This window comes from Lawsonibacter sp. OA9 (genome assembly GCF_022440585.1).
Map to the genome: position 1 here is coordinate 2380649 of NZ_JAKNTI010000022.1, position 16794 is coordinate 2397442.

The following is a 16794-nucleotide window of genomic DNA, read 5'->3' on the forward strand; positions in this document are numbered from 1 at the left end:
CTGTTGTTCAGGCCAGGCAGGCTTGCTTTATACCTAAAATTCTTGCGCCGTAACGGTATCAGTCCCTCTATCCACATACTCAAGACGCAATACACACTATATCCCCTGGGCGCGACTACCCGTAAGATAACCGGATCGGTCAGCTGGCTGTTCCGGTTTTTATCACATATACCCCATAAAAACCGTCTAAATCATATTAAGATAATATAAAGATTGCTGTTTTATTTTTCTTCCTCCAGTATAATGGAATCAAGTCGTTTGAAAGGAGGCCTGACCGTGCGCTTGAACAAACAGCTAAAGGAGAAAAATAAGGAGTCCCTCTCCTCTGTCCTGCCCATCACGGCCATCGTGTTTCTCCTTTCCATCTCCATTGCGCCCCTCGATCCAGGCACGTTGGTCCTATTCCTGTTCGGCGCCATTTTGCTCATCGGCGGCATGGGCTTCTTTACTCTGGGTGTGGATATGTCCATGACCCCCATGGGTGAGGGAGTGGGCGTAGAAGTGAGCCGGGCCAGACACCTGATCGTCCCCATCGTCCTCTACTTTCTCCTGGGTGTACTCGCCACGGTAGCGGAACCAGACCTGCAAGTCCTGGCGGAGCAGGTCCCGTCCATCGACAACCCGGTCCTAATCTGGACCGTGGCCATTGGTGTGGGAATATTCCTGGTGATTGCCGCCATGCGTATCCGTATGGCTGTCCCTCTGCGCCGGCTGCTCCTGGTCTTCTACTTTATTGTCTTTGCCCTGGCAGCCCTCGCTCCCGCCAACTTTATCCCCGTTTCCTTCGACTCTGGTGGCGTCACCACTGGACCTATCACAGTACCGTTCATCATGGCCCTCGGCGTAGGTATTGCCTCCACCCGCAGCGATAAAAACTCCGCCAGCGATAGCTTTGGCCTGGTTTCTCTCTGCTCCATCGGTCCCATCCTGTCCGTACTGCTACTTGGTAGTATCTACCGCCCTGAGCAGGCTGTGCCCCACACCACTTCCATCCCGGACGTATCCACCACACTAGAGGCTGCCCAATACTTTTGGGTTTCACTCCCGGCTTACTTCCGGGAAGTGGCCGTCGCTCTTATTCCTATCGCCGGCCTGTTCCTAGTGTTTCAGGTCGTCACCCGCCGGTTCAAGGGGAACGAGCTGCTCCGGATCGGTCTGGGCCTTGTCTACACCTATCTAGGGCTGGTCCTGTTCCTGTGCGGGGTCAATGTGGGCTTCATGCCCGCCGGCCAGCTCATTGGTGCCACCGTAGCTTCCAGCCCCAACCGCTGGCTGCTGGTCCCCATCGGAATGGTCATCGGCTATTATATCGTCAAGGCCGAGCCCGCCGTGGCCGTCCTTACCAAGCAGGTGGAGGAGGTCTCTAATGGCTCTATTACCCATAAGGCCATGGGCCACGCCCTGTCTATCGGCGTCTGTGTTTCCGTGGGTCTGGCCATGCTGCGGGTGCTCACCGGTCTCAATATCTTTTGGCTGCTGATCCCAGGTTATGCCATCTCCCTGGGGCTCACCTTCTTTGTCCCACCTATTTTTACCGGTATTGCCTTTGACTCCGGCGGTGTAGCCAGCGGCCCCATGACGGCCACCTTTCTCCTTCCCTTTGCTCAGGGGGCCTGTCAGGCCCTGGGCGGGGATGTGATGACTGATGCCTTCGGCATCGTGGCTATGGTAGCTATGACCCCTCTGGTGACCATTCAGATCATGGGTCTGTCCAGTGTGGTCCGGCACAGCCTGGCCCGCCGCCGGTTCCGGCACCGCATGGAACAGGTAGAGGATGTCATTCTCTATTTTGACGGAAAGGAGGGGGCTTGAATGGACGCAGTCAGTCTGATCGTATCCATCGTAGAGCGCGGCCGGGGCGTGACTATGGAAAAGCTGTATGCCAGCCGTCAGGTGTCCCTCCATCTCCAGTGCGCCGGGAGGGGAACCGCCACCTCGGAGATCATGGATATCCTGGGCCTAGGCTCCAGCGAAAAGGATGTGGTCTTCAGCTTTGCCACCCGCCAGACCGCCGCCCGCCTGCTGTATGATCTGGACAGCGACCTGCGTGGAAGCACTGGGGCCAGCGGCATTGTCTTTGATTTGCCCCTCAGCGGACTGAACAGTTTGACCGCCGCCGCGGTCAATTTTCAAAGCGAGGGCGCAAAGAGGGAAAAAGGAGGGGAAGTCCCTATGGAGCACACAGAAAACAGCTTGATTCTGGTGGCCTGCAGTCGTGGCAGCGCGGACGATGTCATGGCCACTGCCAAAGAGCACGGGGCCCGCGGCGGCACAGTCATAAAGGCCCGTCTGGCCGGACTTGAGCTGCTGGAGGAGGCCTATGACACTGATCTAAAGGCGGAACGTGAGATCGTTGCCATCGTGGTACCCACTGACAGGCGCGCTTCCATCATGGAGGCGGTCAACGTCCAGCACGGCTTACGCAGTCCAGCCCAGAGCGTACTTTGTTCCCTGCCCATCGATCATATCGTGCGGCTGGGCTGATTTCACAGAAACGCCCCCGGACCAGAAAGGACCGGGGGCCGTTTTTTTTTCCATCTCCGCAGGCCAGTGCTATACCAGCTGTACCCGTACCTGCCCCTCCTGGGCCATGACCCTCAGGGTATCCCCCTGCTTCAATTTTCCTGCCAGGATCAAATCTGCCGCCGGGTCCTCCACCAGGGTAGAAACGGCCCTACGCAGGGGCCGGGCTCCATACTCCCTGTCGGCGCCCCGGTCCGCCAGCAGCGCAACCGCCTGGTCCTCTACCTCCATGGTCACTCCCAGCTTTGATAGGCGGGCCCCTGTCTCTAACAGGACTTGCCGGGCGATCTGCCCCAACGTATCCCGCTCCAGGGGATGGAACACCAAGGTGGCATCCAGCCGGTTGAGAAACTCCGGGGCAAAGGTGGACCGGGCGTCGGCCAGGACGGCCCGCTCCAGCTCCTCCCGCTCCGCCTGTCCTCCGGTGTGGAAGCCAAGACTCTGGCTTTTTCCGAAGCGGCGCGCCCCCAGGTTGGAGGTCATGACCAGCACTGTGTTTCGGAAGTCGGTTCGGCGGCCCTGGGCGTCAGTGAGCACCCCCTCCTCCATGACTTGAAGCAAAATGGACCACACGTCACGGTGTGCCTTCTCCAGCTCGTCCAGCAGTACCACAGACCATGGATTTTTCCGCACACGCTCGGTGAGCTGCCCCCCCTCCTCATGGCCCACGTAGCCGGGAGGCGAACCGATAAGGCGGGACACGCTGTGGGCCTCCATATACTCAGACATATCAAAGCGGAGCAGGGCCTCCTGGCTGCCGAAGAGGGCGGAAGCCAGGCTTCGGCATAGCTGGGTCTTGCCCACTCCACTGGGGCCCAGCAGCAGGAAACAGCCCACTGGCCGGCGGGGGTCCTTCAGCCCCAGGCGCCCCCGGCGGATAGCCTTTGTCACCGCCTCCACCGCCCGGTCCTGGCCCAGCAGGGTGCGGTTCAGCTCCTTCTCCAGCGTAGACAGAGCCTTCTTGTCCGCTTCGTCCGGATCGGTGACCGGAACGCCAGTCCACTGGGTCAGCACTGCCCGAATGTGGCTCTCCTCCACCTGACGGGGCTTCTGGGCTGCCTGCCACCGCTCCTTTCCCTCTCTCAGCTGCCGGCGGAAGTCCCCCTCCGCGTCTCGGAGGAGCGCCGCCCGCTCAAAGTCCTGGTCCTGGATGGCCCGGCCCATCTGCCGGCCCGCCTGGGCAGCTCTATCCTCCAGCTCTTTCAGCTCTGGGGGCAGGGCCTGACGGTCCAAGCGGGCTCTGGAGGCGGCCTCATCTACAAGGTCGATGGCCTTGTCGGGCAAAAACCGCTGGGGCAGATAGCGAATCGATAGGTCCACCGCCGCCGCCAGCGCCTCATCCGTGATCGTCAGGTGGTGGTGGCTCTCGTACCGGCCCCGGAGCCCTCTCAAAATGGCCAGAGCCTGGTCCCGGCTGGGTTCCCGCACTGTGACCGGCTGGAAGCGGCGCTCCAAGGCGGAGTCCTTTTCGATATGCCGACGATATTCGTCCAAAGTGGTGGCTCCGATGACTTGTATCTCCCCCCGCGCCAGGGCGGGCTTTAGAATATTGGCCGCGTCAATAGCACCTTCGGCAGAACCCGCCCCCACGATGGTGTGGAGCTCATCAATGAACAGGATGATGTTGCCCGCCCGGCGGACCTCGTTCAGGACATGCTTCAGCTTCTCCTCAAATTCTCCCCGATATTTGGTGCCCGCTACCATGGAAGACAAGTCAAGGGCGCATACTCTCCTGCCCAGCAGGTGGGCAGGAGCGGTCCCGTCCGCAATGGCTAAGGCCAGCCCCTCGGCCACGGCAGTCTTGCCCACTCCCGGCTCCCCGATGAGGGCCGGGTTGTTTTTGGTCCGCCGGGACAGAATTTGAATCACTCGGGCCAGCTCCTCCTCCCGTCCGATAACCGGGTCCAGCCTTCCCTCGGCGGCCATTCGAGTCAGATCCCGGGCGCACTGGTCCAGTTGCCTGGTGTCGGAGGCAGTCCTCGCCTCCGGCTCCCGTGCTCTGGTTCTGGGTGGCAGCTCCTCTCCGCCTAGGGAGGCGGCCACTTGTCGGTACAGCTGGGCCGGTTCCACACCACAGTCGGTCAACAGGCGGATGGCGCCATTTTGCCCGTCCCCCAGTAACCCCAGCAGCAGATGTTCTGAGTTCACCGCCCCATGACCCAGTCGGCGGCTCTCCCCCACCGCACCCCGAATCGCCTGACAGCAGTTGGGCGTCAGTCCTTGATGGAGGGAGCGGGCGGGCACTCCGATCCCAACCCGCTGGCCGATCGCGCAGCGGAGGGTATGGCTGTCTGCCCCAGCCTTACGCAGAGCACAGGCAGCGGGGCTGTACTCCTGGCTGGCCAGCCCCAGCAGCAGATGTTCACAGCCCACATAGCTGTGTCCCAGGCGGGCGGCATTCTCTTGGGCCAGGCGGATGGCCCCTAGGGCGGTAGAAGTAAACTGGCTGTCTGCCATAGAAAGATCACCTCGGTCTAAAATCTTTATTAAGGTTTCCCTCTTTTCTAAAAATTAGCATTGCATTTTTCAAAAGTTGTGTTAAAATGTAGGTACAATTTGATGGAGGTGTACTTAACATGGCTTATGTGATCGGTGATGCTTGCATCAGCTGTGGTTCCTGCGCGGATGCCTGCCCCGTGGGCGCCATTTCTCAGGGCGATGACCACTATGTGATCGACGCTGGCGCCTGCCTGGACTGTGGTTCCTGCGCTGGCACCTGCCCCATGAATGCTATTACTGAGGGCTAATCACAAAAAGTAACGCCGGAATACTCCGGCGTTATTTTTTATATCTTATAATCTAATTTTAAATATTATATTTAGTCATATTTCACATTGATATTTTGCTGTGAAACGGATATACTGGTATTAAGAAAACAGCCTTTCCTGACCTTGAAAGGAGCGATCTCTATGCGTCCTGATACCATAACCGTTCAGCCCCCTCTCTTTCCCTCCGTCCCCCGGCGGAGACGGGAAGTCCGGGATCCCTATGACGGCCTACGCCCCTGGTCAGCCATCACTCATGGAGCCGGCGCCGTATTGTCCCTGGTTGGAACGATATACCTTCTCCTCCGGACTGCCGCCGAGGGAAACGGGCTTCTCTTTGGACTAATGGCTGTCTACGGGTTGTCTATGGTCTGCCTCTACACAGCCAGCACTCTGTACCACTGCCTGCGGGTATCGGTACCCGGCCGCCTCGCTCTGCGGAAATATGACCACTGCTCCATCTACCTTCTTATCGCTGGCAGCTATACTCCTCTGTGCTTGACCGCCCTTCGGGACAGCGGTGGCCCTGTCCTGCTGGCTCTGGTGTGGAGTGTGGGGGTGGTGGGTATGATACTGACCATCACCAAGCTCTCCATCCCCCGCTGGCTCACCAGCGCAATCTACCTGTTCATGGGCTGGCTGGCCATCTTCGCCATCGGCCCCATCCGCATCGCCCTGTCCTCCGTTTGCTTCTTTTGGCTCATGATGGGGGCTGCCATGTACACAGTGGGCGGTGTACTCTACGCGGTCAAGTGGCCCGGTCGAAATAACCCCCACTTTGGCTGTCATGAGATATTTCACGTCTTTATCCTGCTAGGTAGTATCTGCCACTTTGTGATGATGTATCAGTTGTTATAAATTTGAATACCAGACAGGAGAGCGGGACGCCCCCAAGGGGCGTCCCGCTCTCTGTACCGGCATTTACTTTGCGATATTCTCACAGAAGTTCATGAAGATTTGTGCTACCTGGGCACGGGTGGCCCCGGCGGTAGGCGCCAGGGTGTTGTTCCCCTTGCCGGACAGCAGACCGGCGTTCACCGCCCAGTCCATGGCCTTCACGGCATAGCTGGAGATGGAGGAGGCGTCCAGATAGCCCTCTGTCCCCTTGCCGCTCTGGCTGGTCTTGTACCCCTCGTTCTGGGCGTAGCGGTACAGGATGGCCGCCAGCTGCTCCCGTGTAATGGGATCGTTGGGGCCGAAGGTGTCCCCGTAGCCGGACACGATGCCCTCGCCGGCCGCCCAGGAAATGGCGTCGGCGTACCAGGCGTCCTCCGCCACGTCAGCGAAGTCAGCGCTGCCGGCCGCGGGCTTGCCCTCCAGGCTGTACAGCATCTGGGCCACCATGGCGCGGGTCAGGGTGCTGCCGGGGGCGAACTCCCGGTCGGACACACCGGACATCAGGCCGTTGTCCAGGGCGTAGTCCACCGCCTCATGGTACCAGGCGTCCTCGTCCACATCCCGGAAGCCGGCGGCGGGACAGGTATCCTGGTGGTCGATCTCCATGAAGGAGGCCTCAATGGTCACCTTGGACCGGGGCATCTTGAAGGTATACTTGCCATCGCCCTTGTCGGTCAGCTTGATCTCGTCCCCGTTCTTGTCGGTGACGGTCAGCTCGTCCAGCTCATAGCCCTCGTCGGGCTTGACGGTGATGGTCACCGTCCGGCCGCTGGAGGCGCTCTTGGGGGACACGGTCACACTGCCGTTGTCAATGTTCTTGTCCACGCTGATGGAGTAGCTGCTGGAGCCGCCGCCGCCAGAGGATGGTGTTGAAACGCTGGTTTCGGTTGTCGCGGAAAGTCTTCCCGCATAGCCAGAGCCAGCAACGGGAGTTACCACTACACGAATATATTTACCTGCGTCCTCATTGGTCATCATATAGGCAGCTTCCGTCGCGCCGCTGATATCATAGAACATTCCGTCCGCAGTATCACCGGACTGCCATTGATAGGAAACAGATATGTTATCCGGGATTCCACTTGTTTCCGCAACAAGCGTTTGGCCAATCTCTGCCGTACCAGAGATAACCACATTTCCTGTCAAAGAGGGAAGGATCGTAACTGTTTTAGAGGGGACAGAATAAACGCTTCCATCCTCCGGATTGGTAAAATAATTACCAATTGTATTGATATATACATACATTCCCAAGTCGATGTAGTCCTCTAAGAATTCAGTCAGCGGCGCTCCGCCATCGTACTCGCCGTCTTTTAAGATTATGAGATCATCTGCTAACATGATTTCTTGAGGCTTTTCGTCATACTGTGGGTCGCCGCCGTAATAAATCTTTTGAAGCTGAATGGCTTGGCAATACATATATGTGACTTCTTCTGGACTATCCACGTCCCCAGCGGCATGAGTTGAGATGGATAGAGAGGACCCTGGTTCTAAAACCAATTCAGTCCTGACGGGGACTGGATCAGTCTCAAAATTGTCCATATTGATTCCGATCCCCGTAGCACAGGCAGGACCGATTTGCTCTCCGTCAGATTGGCCATCAGTTGTGGCCTCGATTGTGATGCTTCCCGAATTCGTTAATGTAGCATTATCCGTCAGATTGCTTAAATAAATGCCCCATGTATAGGCATCATAGGCTCTGCAGTGGATAGTCCCCGTGTTATTTAAAACCGATGAGGAGCTGTCCAGTTCAAGGCCAATCGCATATTCCGCAGTTAGGTTGTTTCCAGCGTTTTTCGCAGTCAACTCCATGGTTCCAGCATTGGTCATCTCCATTTGATCGCTCACAACAGAAACCGCACAGGCATGATTCGAGCCCTTATGCAGCTCCTCTGACACACCCTCGTAATTGCCACCGTAAGCCACTACATCCGACCTGATCAGACCATTGTTCTGCCATGGAACCGAGGTGCTGGTACCGCGCAGGCCATAGGCATCTCCATTTACTGTAGAAACAGTCAAGTCCAACTCTCCGCTGTTCTCCATCCCTCCGCTGTAGATCAGTATCCCATAAACGTCCGCACCACTCCAAGTGGTCAGGCTTTGATTCTGAATTTCAGCGGTGATTTTACCCGTATTTTTTAGAAACGCAGATTGCTCTTCATACTCGCCGCCTATAATACCGGCTATGGTATCACTATACCCGGCCTGGGATGGCACAGAGATTTCGATAAAAAGTGTGGCATTGTTGACCAGTCCTGCTCCGGTATAGATACCTGATATTTTTTCGGTACTGCCAGACTCCGCTGCCTGTGAAACGGAAATAGTCAGGGAAGAATCTTCTTCACTCTCAAGAAATTCGATCTCACCACTGTTTTGAATGGCAAAGAACTCAACATTCTCTTGGGTATTCTTTGAGGAAATACGATTTTCTCCAATCAGTGAAATGGTCAGCTTTTCTATGTCTGCCTGGATGGCAGAGATATCCTCTGCGCTAATCTCCGCACCATTCAGCGTCAATGTCGCAGAGGATGCCTCCCAGCGGATGTTATAGTCCTCTTGGGTAGCGCCCTCAGTTGTGACTGTCCCCATGTCCGTTTTAGCGTATTCTGTTTCTGGAGTCAGAGTCACATTTCCGACAGAAATACTCTCTCCATCTTCCTCTGTTGCCGACACCGTCATTGGCAGAAGACAGAGACAGAAGGACAAGACGGCTAGTAAACTTCTCTGCCATTTTTTCATGGGAATAGACCTCCTTTAAGTAACTATACTTTTATAATTTTTAAGGAAGCATACTTAAATATCAAGAAATATTCTTGCATTATATTGCAATATTAATGCATATAATTTTTATTGATAAAGTATGCTTCTGTACAAATTTGTAAAAGTATACCTTTCCAATATTCCTCCTTCTAGCCGGAGGGACCGATATCTTAAATTGAAAAGCAGCGGCTCCGCTTTTGCGGAGCCGCTGCTTTCATTAGGATACCTCAGAGTAGCTTTGGAGATTCCCTCATAGGGGCGATCTCCTTCCGGTAGACTCGGCGGAGGAACAACGCAGACATGGCCAAAGAGAACAGCTCCGCGATGGGGATGGACCACCATACCAGCGAAAGCTCCCCCGTCTGGGCCAGGAGGAATGCCATAGGGAGCAGGACCACCAGCTGCCGCACCACCGAAACGGCCAGGGAGAGCACACCGTGACCTAGAGCCTGGAATACGGAGGAGGAGACGATGGCGAAGCCGGCAAACAGGAAGCTGTAAGAGATGGTGCGCAAGGCGGGGACTCCGATGGTCAGCATATCTCCACCGCCCTCTCCTTCCGCCATGAACAACCCCAAAAACACATGGGGGATCATCTGAAACAGGAGCAGCCCCACCGCCATAATACCTACAGCATAGGTTATACTCAGCTTGATGGTCTTGATAATCCGGTCCGGCTTCCTGGCCCCGTAGTTGTAAGCCACGATCGGCACCATGCCGTTATTCAAGCCAAAGACAGGCATGAAGATAAAAGACTGGAGCTTGAAATAGACACCAAAGACCGCGGTGGCAGTAGCCGTGAAGGCGATCAGGATCTGGTTCATCCCAAACACCATTACCGAGCCGATGGACTGCATGGCAATCGAGGGGATACCCACGCTGTAGATCCCAGCCACGATGGCTTTGCGGGGCAAAAAATTCTTCCAGCTCAACTTGATGTCCGGGTTGCGCGTCAGGTTGAAGAACAGGGCCAGCAGGCCGCCGCAGATCTGTCCAACCACGGTGGCCACAGCAGCACCAGCTACCTCCATTCGGGGAAAGCCAAACAATCCAAAGATGAGAATGGGGTCCAGAATGATGTTGATAATCGCGCCGGTGGCCTGGGTAATCATGGTGTAGAAGGTACGGCCGGTAGCCTGGAGCAACCGCTCACAGGCGATGGACAAGAAGATTCCCACACTGACCCCGGACACGATGGTCAGATAGTCCGTGCCATACTCCACAATGCCGGGGATGTCAGTCTGTACGGTATAAAACAGCCGGGCGCAGGTCCAACCCAGTATGGTAAACACCAGACAACTGGCCGCGGCCAGGAACAGGCCGTTCATGGCCGTCTGGTTGGCCCGCTCAAAATCTTTCTGTCCCAGGCTGCGGGACAGAAGGGCATTGATACCTACTCCAGTACCCACGGCCACGGCGATCATCAGGTTTTGGACTGGAAAGGCCAGAGACACCGCATTCAAGGCGTCCTCGCTGAGCTGGGCCACAAATACGCTGTCCACCACATTATAAAACGCCTGGACCAGCATGGATATAATCATAGGCACCGCCATGTTCAGCAGCAGTTTATTTACCGGCATAACGCCCATCTTGTTCTCTGCGGGTCGCTCCACTTCCAGTTCCCCCTTTTTTCATATTTCGAGCAATACAGACAGTAATAGATTATAGTGGAAAGAAATTTTAATGTCAATGGCTTTCTTTCTGTGGTTTCCTTGGAGTAGAAATATCCTTCTACCCCTTGCGGGCCCGGCTCTCCTGTGGTAAAATAGTTTGCTAAATTATGAAATCACTATTTTTTAGAGGGAGTGGACTCCTTTGTCGAGATACGAATCTGAGATCAAACGCCGCCGCACCTTCGCCATCATCAGCCACCCGGACGCGGGCAAAACCACCTTGACGGAGAAATTCCTGCTCTACGGCGGGGCCATCGCCCAGGCCGGTCAGGTGAAGGGCAAGAAGAATACCCGGGCGGCCACCTCCGACTGGATGGAGATTGAGAAGCAGAGAGGGATCTCCGTCACCTCCTCGGTGATGCAGTTTCAGTACGAGGGCTACTGCATCAACATTCTGGACACCCCAGGCCACCAGGACTTCTCCGAGGACACCTACCGCACTCTCATGGCCGCCGATTCCGCCGTCATGGTCATCGACGGGGCCAAGGGCGTGGAAGCCCAGACCAGGAAGCTTTTCAAGGTGTGCGCCATGCGGGACATCCCCATTTTTACTTTTATCAACAAGATGGACCGAGAGGCACGGGACCCCTTTGAGCTGTGTGAGGAGCTGGAGCATGAGCTGGGATTGGACACCTATGCTATGAACTGGCCTATCGGCTGCGGCAAGGAGTTTAAGGGCGTTTACGACCGGAACAATGGCCGGGTGATCCATTTTACCTCTAATACCAACGCCCGGGCGGCGACCGCCACAGAAATCGAGCTGGAGGATCCGGCCCTGGCCGACCTGATCGGTCAGGCCAAACGGGACCAGCTGGTGGACGAGATCGAGCTGCTGGACGGGGCAAGCTGTGACTTTGATCTGGACCGGGTGCGCCACGGCAAGCTCTCCCCGGTGTTTTTCGGTTCCGCCCTGACCAACTTCGGCGTGGAACCTTTTCTGGAGGAATTTCTTCGGTTGACCACCGCTCCCCTGCCCCGAAAGGCGGGAGATAAGGTGATCGACTCCTTCGACGAGGACTTCTCCGCCTTCGTCTTTAAGATCCAGGCCAATATGAATAAGGCTCACCGGGACCGGATCGCTTTTATGCGAATCGTGTCCGGTAAATTTGAGGCGGATAAGGAGGTCTACCACCTGCAGGGCGGAAAGAAGATCCGTCTGTCCCGGCCGCAGCAGCTGATGGCCGCCGAACGTGAGATCATCGAGGAGGCCTATGCCGGCGACATCATCGGTGTGTTCGATCCCGGTATCTTCTCCATTGGGGACACCCTGTGCGCCCCCGGCAAGAAATTCCGCTTTGATCCCATCCCCACCTTTGCCCCGGAGCACTTTCAGCGCATCCGCTCGGTGGATACCATGAAGCGAAAGCAGTTTCTCAAGGGTGTGGAGCAGATCGCCCAGGAGGGCGCCATCCAGATCTTCAAGACTCCCTACACCGGCATGGAAGAGGTGATTGTTGGCGTGGTGGGCACTCTGCAATTCGATGTGCTGGAGTACCGCCTGCGCAGCGAGTACAACGTGGAGCTATATAAGGAGAGCCTGCCCTTCGAATACCTGCGCTGGATTGTCAAGGAGGACGAGGAGGCCCCCGCTCTCAGAGAGGAGGACCTGCTGCTCCCCAATGACGCCAAGCTGGTGGAGGACTACAAGGGCAACCAGCTGCTGCTGTTCGCCTCCCAGTGGTCTATTCAATGGGTACAGGACCGGAACAAGGGACTGGTCCTGGCTGAGTTCGGCGGGGCAAAGTTTTAATGTCTCCCTCCCCCTGTTCTCACAATACAGCGCCCCCTCGGATACACTAGACCGAGGGGGTGCTTTCTATGGAATGGGAAGATGAGGACACGCTATGCCGCCAGCTGGCGGACGCAGACGCCTCATTGTATTTTTTAATCCTGTTGATCTTGTCCGTCTGCCTGTCCTGGGCCGCCACAGCCATCCAACGGCAGGGGCTGTACCGTGTCCTGAAAGGCGAGATCCAGAAGCTCCCTGATGTCTTTTCCCTCCGTCTGGCTGCCAACGCACTGGTGGTAGGGGCACTGACCTTCTTCTTTGGTCTTGCTCTAAAGGGCTGGGCGGAGGCAGACCGTTGTGATCCATCCGCTTGCCGGGCCGCCGAGACCGACCTGTGGGCCTCTCTCTTTGTTTTGGCCGCGGCCCTACTCCGGCTATCGGCCCTAGCGGACGGCCAAGGGCAAGCTCCGGCCCCAGATCAGGACCTGCCTGATTAAATTAAAAAACAGCGCCCCCTCCTGGGGGGCGCTGCTTTTTCAGTCTTTCGGGGTGGGCAGCAGCTTTTTTCGCCGGGTAAGGAAAATGGTCAGCGTGGTGGCAGAGGCTAGAATATCAGCCACCGGCTCGGCGATATAGACCCCCATTACGCTGTTGGTGATTCGGGGCAGAAGGATGGCAAGAGGCACCAAAAGGATCACCTTTCTCAACAGGGCAAGAAACAGGCTGGTCTTGGCCTGGCCCAGCGCCATGAAGGTAGTCTGACAGGCCATTTGGGCCCCAAAGGCCCAGATCCCGGCGAAGAAAACCGGCATGACCCTGTCCACCAGAGCGACCAGTTCCTGGTCGTCGTTGAAGATTTGGGCCAGTTGGCCGGGGAACAGGGATACGATTAGAAAGGCGGTGATGGTGACGGTCATCGTCACGGTCAGCAGCCGTTTGAACACCTGGCGGACCCGCTGGAAGTTTTTTGCCCCGAAGTTATAGCTCATGATGGGCTGGGTCCCCTGGGTGATTCCCTGGACGGGCATGACCACCATCTGCATCACGCTCTGCATAATCGTAAGCGTTCCCACATAAAGATCTCCGCCAAAGGTCTGAAGACTAGAATTGAGAACGACAGTGACCAGGCTTTCTGTGGACTGCATGATAAAGGGGGCCACGCCCAGCGCCGCAATCCTGGATACAATCTCCTTTTTCAAAGCCATATTGGCCAGCCGGATCCGAAGCCCGGACCGCTTAGTACACAAAAAGCCGACAACCCAGCAGGCACTGACAGCCTGGGAGAGAATTGTGGCCAAGGCCGCGCCGCGCACCCCCATTTGGAACCCAAAAATAAAAATCGGGTCCAGGACGATATTTAGCACAGCGCCAATCAGGACGGAGAGCATAGAGGTGAGGGCTTTCCCCTGGGCACTGATAAAGGTGTTCAGACCAAGGGCAAGCTGGACGAACACTGTGCCCAATAGATAGATGGATAAGTATTCCAGCGCGTAGCCCACTGTGTCCTCCGAGGCGCCAAAGGCCATCAGGAGAGGCCGCTTAAACAGGGAGAAAAATACCGTCAGCACCGCGGCGGTGCCCAGCAGAAGGGTGGTAGAATTTCCAAGGATCTGTTCAGCCCCCTTCCGGTCGCCGGCCCCCAGCCGAATGGAGGCCAGTGGGGCCCCGCCCATGCCGGAAAAGGCGGCGAAGGCGGACACCAGCATCAGAATGGGGAAAGAAACCCCAAGACCGGTCAAAGCGGTTTTACCCACCACAGGGATATGGCCGATATAGATTCGGTCCACGATGTTATACAGCATATTGATGAGCTGGGCGGCGACTGCCGGGACTGCCAGCCGAAGCATCAATCCACCGATAGGGGCAGCGGCCAGAGCTTCCTCGCCCCTGTAATTGCTAGACACGGGGACACTTCCTTTCTTGTTTCAAAGCACACATGATAAAGTTAAGAAAGCCGTAATAATTAGTATATCATGCCAGCCAAAAAAAGAAAAGAAACTTTCTGTGAACTTCGGCTTGGGATACCATAGAAAATCAGATCGTCTCACTTAATTTGGATAATTTCCGCATACTATTTTGGTTTCTCTCTCTTTTTTTTCTGCCGCCTGGGGTGTAAAATGGGGGAGAATTTGAATATCCGGCTAATAAGTAGCCGGACGGGCAGAAAAAGGAGGCCGTTTTATGAAAACCAAAAAGACCTTCAAGCCAGATGAGCTGCGCTATCTTCGGCTCCTGGCCAGACAGTATCCCACGGTGCAGGCAGCCAGCACCGAAATCATCAATCTTCAGGCTATTTTGAACCTTCCCAAAGGGACAGAGCACTTTATTTCTGATATCCACGGGGAGTATGAGGCGTTCAACCATATTCTCAATTCCTGCTCCGGTGTGGTGAAGGAAAAGCTGGATGAGCTGTTTGGCACCAGCCTGCCCCGGTCTGAGCGGGATGAGCTGTCCACCTTGATCTACTACCCGGAGGAGAAGCTGGCCCTCATTGCCAAGCAGACCTCTGATCTGAATGAGTGGTACCGCATCACCCTACATCGTCTCATCGAGGTATGCCGCTGGGTATCCTCCAAATATACCCGGTCCAAGGTCCGGAAAGCTCTGCCCAAGGACTACGCCTATATCATCGATGAGCTGCTCCATACCCATTATGACGAGGCGGACAAACGGGACTACTATGAAAATATCATCAACACCATCATCGACATCGACCAGGCCCCCAGCTTTATTGAGGCCGTGTGCGAGGTCATTAAGCGGATGGCGGTGGATCATCTCCATATTGTGGGCGATATCTTCGACCGGGGGCCACGGGCAGACGTGGTAATGGACGCCCTGTTGAACTACCACAGCGTGGACATCCAGTGGGGCAACCATGATATCCTTTGGATGGGGGCCGCCTCTGGCTCCCGGACTCTGGTGGCTACCGTGTTGGCTAACTCCATCCACTATAATAACTTGGATGTCATCGAAACTGGGTACGGCATCTCCCTGCGCCCCCTGTCCATCTTCGCTAACGAGGTATACAAGGACTGCGACACCCACCGCTTCGCTGTCAAGCTTACCGGCCCAGACGCCGACCAGTACAGCGAGAAGGACAAGCTGCTGTCCGCCCGGATGCACAAGGCCATCACCATTATCCTCTTCAAGTTGGAGGGACAGAAACTGGTCCGCTGTCCGGAATTTAATATGTCCGACCGTTTGCTGCTGGACAAAATCGACTATGACACCAAGTCTATTACCATTTCTGGCGTGACCTATCCTTTAGAGGACTGTGACTTCCCTACTGTGGACCCAGCCGATCCCTATGCCCTGACACCAGAGGAGAGCCAGGTCATTGACCAGCTCACCGCCTCCTTCCAACGCAGCGAGAAGCTGCAGCAGCACATCCGCTTCCTCTACTCCAAGGGCGGGCTGTACAAGGTGTTCAATGGCAATCTCCTGTTTCACGGCTGCATCCCCATGGCCGAGGATGGCTCCTTCCTGAAATTCACCATCGGCGGAAAAGAGCGCTCGGGCAGGGAGTTTTTGGACTACGCCGAGAAGACCGCCCGCAAGGCTTATTATGACAAGCCCGGTTCCCCGGAGCGGCAGTTCGGCATGGACTTCCTGTGGTGGCTCTGGGCGGGCCGGAACAGCCCCATCTTCGGCCGGGACCGAATGACCACCTTTGAGCGGCGGCTCATCAAGGATGAGGGTGCCTGGACCGAGCCCAAAAACTGCTACTACACCCTTTATAACGACCCGGAGGTGTGCGAGCGCATTCTGAAGGAGTTTGGCCTGGAGGGTCCCCATTGCCATATCATCAACGGCCATATTCCCGTCAAGGCCAAGAAGGGCGAGAGCCCCATCAAGGGCGGCGGCAGGCTCATCGTCATCGACGGTGGGTTCTGCAAGGCCTATCAGCCCACCAGCGGCATCGCTGGCTATACGCTGATCTACAACTCCCGGAATATCCGCATCGTGTCCCACCAGCCCTTTGAGGGCCGGCTGGAGGCCATTCGCTATAATCACGATATTGCCAACAACTCCCTCATTTTTGAGAGGATGGACGCCCGGGTTAAAATTGCCGAAACGGACATCGGTAAAAAGCTCCAGGCCCAGGCCAATGACCTTCGTCGGCTGCTGGAGGCCTACCGTGCCGGTGCGGTCACCGAGGACCACAAGGATTGACCCCTCTGTTTGAACTGGGACTGTCACGCTGTGACAGCCCCAGTTTTCTATTTTTTCACAAAGATGTAATAATACAGGTGGTCCACCGCCCCGGTGCCCTGAACCACGGACATCTCCTCACACCCCTCCTGAACCGCCTGGGACACCATGGCCTGGCCCTGCTCCATCCCATCCTGGGACAGGACAGGCTTCCGCCCTGTTTCCTCCTCCCCCACTCCTTCCCCTACCGGCGTCCAGCCTTGACAAGCGTGGCCCCATAGCATACAATATTTTCAGC

12 protein-coding genes are annotated in these 16794 nt (G+C 56.3%); 7 read left to right on the plus strand and 5 right to left on the minus strand.

What is annotated here, in order from left to right; all coding sequences use genetic code 11:
• Positions 1-276 precede the first annotated feature (276 nt).
• Entirely contained in the window at positions 277-1812 is a 1536-nt protein-coding gene (locus MCG44_RS12785; RefSeq protein WP_240288577.1) for a DUF1538 domain-containing protein, read from the plus strand.
• Positions 1813-2484: a hypothetical protein gene (locus tag MCG44_RS12790; RefSeq protein ID WP_240288580.1), complete on the plus strand. Its 672-nt coding sequence runs from the start codon at positions 1813-1815 to the stop codon at positions 2482-2484.
• A 69-nt stretch (positions 2485-2553) separates the two neighbouring features.
• Here MCG44_RS12790 and MCG44_RS12795 read toward each other — a convergent pair whose 3' ends face one another.
• Complete coding sequence (locus tag MCG44_RS12795) at positions 2554-4980, minus strand: ATP-dependent Clp protease ATP-binding subunit (RefSeq protein WP_240288582.1); 2427 nt, start codon at positions 4978-4980, stop codon at positions 2554-2556.
• A 119-nt stretch (positions 4981-5099) separates the two neighbouring features.
• On the opposite strand from MCG44_RS12795, the gene MCG44_RS12800 reads away from it, so the two are divergent.
• Together MCG44_RS12800 and trhA are read left to right on the plus strand one after the other, a co-directional pair.
• Positions 5100-5270, plus strand: a complete 171-nt coding sequence (locus MCG44_RS12800; protein WP_147573351.1) for a DUF362 domain-containing protein — start codon at positions 5100-5102, stop codon at positions 5268-5270.
• Between the two features lie 162 nt (positions 5271-5432).
• On the plus strand, positions 5433-6146 hold the full coding sequence (gene trhA / locus MCG44_RS12805; protein WP_240288584.1) for a PAQR family membrane homeostasis protein TrhA: 714 nt from the start codon (positions 5433-5435) through the stop codon (positions 6144-6146).
• A gap of 63 nt (positions 6147-6209) precedes the next feature.
• Here the strand turns inward: trhA and MCG44_RS12810 are convergent, their stop codons facing one another.
• Together MCG44_RS12810 and MCG44_RS12815 are read right to left on the minus strand one after the other, a co-directional pair.
• The gene (locus MCG44_RS12810) at positions 6210-8921 is read right to left on the minus strand and encodes an S-layer homology domain-containing protein (protein WP_240288586.1); all 2712 of its coding nucleotides are present in this window, start codon (positions 8919-8921) and stop codon (positions 6210-6212) included.
• A gap of 248 nt (positions 8922-9169) precedes the next feature.
• The gene (locus MCG44_RS12815) at positions 9170-10531 is read right to left on the minus strand and encodes an MATE family efflux transporter (RefSeq protein WP_240288927.1); all 1362 of its coding nucleotides are present in this window, start codon (positions 10529-10531) and stop codon (positions 9170-9172) included.
• A gap of 226 nt (positions 10532-10757) precedes the next feature.
• Here MCG44_RS12815 and MCG44_RS12820 point away from each other — a divergent pair, with 226 nt between their 5' ends.
• A complete protein-coding gene (locus MCG44_RS12820; protein WP_240288588.1) occupies positions 10758-12365 on the plus strand; it encodes a peptide chain release factor 3 in 1608 nt (535 codons plus the stop codon).
• Between the two features lie 68 nt (positions 12366-12433).
• The gene (locus MCG44_RS12825) at positions 12434-12841 is read left to right on the plus strand and encodes a hypothetical protein (RefSeq protein WP_147573347.1); all 408 of its coding nucleotides are present in this window, start codon (positions 12434-12436) and stop codon (positions 12839-12841) included.
• Between the two features lie 39 nt (positions 12842-12880).
• Here MCG44_RS12825 and MCG44_RS12830 read toward each other — a convergent pair whose 3' ends face one another.
• Positions 12881-14191 (minus strand): MATE family efflux transporter, encoded by a 1311-nt coding sequence (locus MCG44_RS12830; RefSeq protein ID WP_240288928.1) that lies wholly within the window; start codon positions 14189-14191, stop codon positions 12881-12883.
• A gap of 334 nt (positions 14192-14525) precedes the next feature.
• Here MCG44_RS12830 and MCG44_RS12835 point away from each other — a divergent pair, with 334 nt between their 5' ends.
• Positions 14526-16517, plus strand: a complete 1992-nt coding sequence (locus tag MCG44_RS12835) for a fructose-1,6-bisphosphatase (protein WP_147573346.1) — start codon at positions 14526-14528, stop codon at positions 16515-16517.
• Between the two features lie 47 nt (positions 16518-16564).
• Here the strand turns inward: MCG44_RS12835 and MCG44_RS12840 are convergent, their stop codons facing one another.
• Positions 16565-16780 carry a hypothetical protein gene (locus tag MCG44_RS12840; RefSeq protein WP_240288590.1) on the minus strand — a complete coding sequence of 72 codons (216 nt, stop codon included), beginning with the start codon at positions 16778-16780 and terminating at the stop codon, positions 16565-16567.
• Between the last annotated feature and the right edge of the window lie 14 nt (positions 16781-16794).

What these genes read in the sequence shown, in the direction of transcription:
- MCG44_RS12790 (WP_240288580.1), top strand. Translation starts at nt 1,813, where the DNA reads ATGGACGCAGTCAGTCTGATCGTATCCATCGTAGAGCGCGGCCGGGGC.
- MCG44_RS12795 (WP_240288582.1), bottom strand. Translation starts at nt 4,980, where the DNA reads ATGGCAGACAGCCAGTTTACTTCTACCGCCCTAGGGGCCATCCGCCTG.
- MCG44_RS12800 (WP_147573351.1), top strand. Translation starts at nt 5,100, where the DNA reads ATGGCTTATGTGATCGGTGATGCTTGCATCAGCTGTGGTTCCTGCGCG.
- trhA (WP_240288584.1), top strand. Translation starts at nt 5,433, where the DNA reads ATGCGTCCTGATACCATAACCGTTCAGCCCCCTCTCTTTCCCTCCGTC.
- MCG44_RS12810 (WP_240288586.1), bottom strand. Translation starts at nt 8,921, where the DNA reads ATGAAAAAATGGCAGAGAAGTTTACTAGCCGTCTTGTCCTTCTGTCTC.
- MCG44_RS12815 (WP_240288927.1), bottom strand. Translation starts at nt 10,531, where the DNA reads ATGGGCGTTATGCCGGTAAATAAACTGCTGCTGAACATGGCGGTGCCT.
- MCG44_RS12825 (WP_147573347.1), top strand. Translation starts at nt 12,434, where the DNA reads ATGGAATGGGAAGATGAGGACACGCTATGCCGCCAGCTGGCGGACGCA.
- MCG44_RS12830 (WP_240288928.1), bottom strand. Translation starts at nt 14,191, where the DNA reads ATGCTTCGGCTGGCAGTCCCGGCAGTCGCCGCCCAGCTCATCAATATG.
- MCG44_RS12835 (WP_147573346.1), top strand. Translation starts at nt 14,526, where the DNA reads ATGAAAACCAAAAAGACCTTCAAGCCAGATGAGCTGCGCTATCTTCGG.
- MCG44_RS12840 (WP_240288590.1), bottom strand. Translation starts at nt 16,780, where the DNA reads ATGCTATGGGGCCACGCTTGTCAAGGCTGGACGCCGGTAGGGGAAGGA.